Here is a 1,717-nt window from a genome sequence, read left to right as displayed (position 1 = left end):
CCCCCGGGGGAGGCCCCGCCCCCTGTGTGTGCCACGCCGATGGCCAGGGAGGAACTCGACGGCGGTGTCGATCGGGTGGGGTTCCCCGCAAGGCCCCGGAGTTTCTCCGAGATGTCTGGTTTGATCGGCGTTGTCACGTTAGCGGGTGCTTGATCATCTGATGCTGGGTGGAGACGTGGTGGGCCGGTTGTGGGCTTGCTTCAGGCGGCTGCAGGCAGGCCGGTGACGCCGGTGATGTGGTCCCAGATCGTGAAGCGGAGGGTCATCTCGAGGCGGTGGCGGGCGACGGTCATGAGGTGGCGGCCGGGCCGGAAGTGGGGCGATATGCCGCTGAACGCGGACAGGAATTGTTGGGCGGCGCCGACGGACCGGAAGCCCTTCATCGCCCGCTCCCGCTGCCGCGTGGGCTGATGGGAGTTCTCGGCCCGGTTGTTCAACCCCTTGCGCGGGCGGTGCTCCACCGAGGGCATCACCTCGCGGTGCGCGGCGCCGTAACTGCGGAGCTTGTCGGTCACGATCACCCGCGGCACCGACCGGGTCCCGGTCATCAGCTTTCGGAAGAAACGCCTGACCGCGGCCTTGTCGCGGCGGTTCTGCACGAGGATGTCCAGGACGTTGCCGTCACGGTCGATGGCCCGCCACAGGTCTCGGCTACCTCAGCCGATCCAGTTCGAACAGCAGACAGCGACGTCCCGTAAGATCACCCTCGCCGCATGAAACCCCGGTGTCCACCTCCCGGGGGAAGGCTCGTCGTCCATCCGCCAGGCCGGCACAGGACGGGCCACTCACCTGCCCGATCGAGCTGCTCCCAGGGTCGTTTTCTCAGGCTCGTGTCTTGTCCGAGGTGCGCTGGGCGGCACTGGGATTCCAGCCGAAACTTTATGGTCCGATTCTTGTTGAGCTGGGCGTCGTGCTGGCGGTCGTCATGGTCGTGACGGGGCCCCCAGGGCGGTACCCGTCCCGAGGAGGCATCCCATGTATCCGACAGTTGGACACTGCTGTACCGCCAAAACCACTGCTCCTCCCAGGGCGCCCCAGGATACGGCTACTGCCCATGACCGCGACGCTTGCGAGTTCCGGGGGCAGCGGCCGGTTGTGGATGGTCTGCCTACACCAGGCGGTGAGAACGATGCGTGACTACCAAAGGCCTCCCGGCCACGGCGCCGAGGACCGGAAACGACACGGGTACGTTCAGGCCAGGGCGCGGTTTCGGCGCTCGACGGTGCGCCGAGTGTGGGCTCTGACCGTGGTCTCGGCGCTGGCCCTGGCTGGACTGAGCACGACGGTGACCGCGGCCCATGCCGACAGTCCGGTAGTTCAGACCTTCGGCTACACCGGTGCCGTGCAGACCTACAAGGTTCCGGCAGGCGTCACCTCCGTCACGGTGGCGGTCGATGGGGCAGGCGGCGGTTCAGGCGGCGATCTCAGTGCCTGCGTTTCGGCTGCCGGTGCTCCAGGCATCGGGGGTACGGGGGGTAAAGTCACCACCACTCTCACCCCCACGCCTGGCGCGATCTACACAATTCAGGTCGGCGGGGCGGGGGGTAGCGGAACGGCTTGCGGTGCTGGTAACCATAGCGGGGGCGGCGGCTACAACGGTGGGGGCAGCGGTGGGCAACCGGACTATGAACCCGGAGCGGGCGGCGGGGGTGGTGCCTCTTCGGTCAGCCTCGGCAGCAGCACACTTGTCGTAGCAGGTGGCGGGGGTGGCGGCAGC

The 1,717-nt window shown here is 67.7% G+C and carries 1 pseudogene; it reads right to left on the bottom strand.

What is annotated here, in order from left to right:
- Positions 1 to 200: 200 nt before the first annotated feature.
- Positions 201 to 650 (bottom strand): annotated as a pseudogene (locus tag AA75_RS32995) (transposase); the annotation flags it as partial.
- Positions 651 to 1,717: the final 1,067 nt, after the last annotated feature.

This window comes from Kitasatospora sp. MBT63 (assembly GCF_000710465.2).
Taxonomy (GTDB): domain Bacteria; phylum Actinomycetota; class Actinomycetes; order Streptomycetales; family Streptomycetaceae; genus Kitasatospora.
This window is presented reverse-complemented; position numbering and strand designations above follow the sequence as displayed.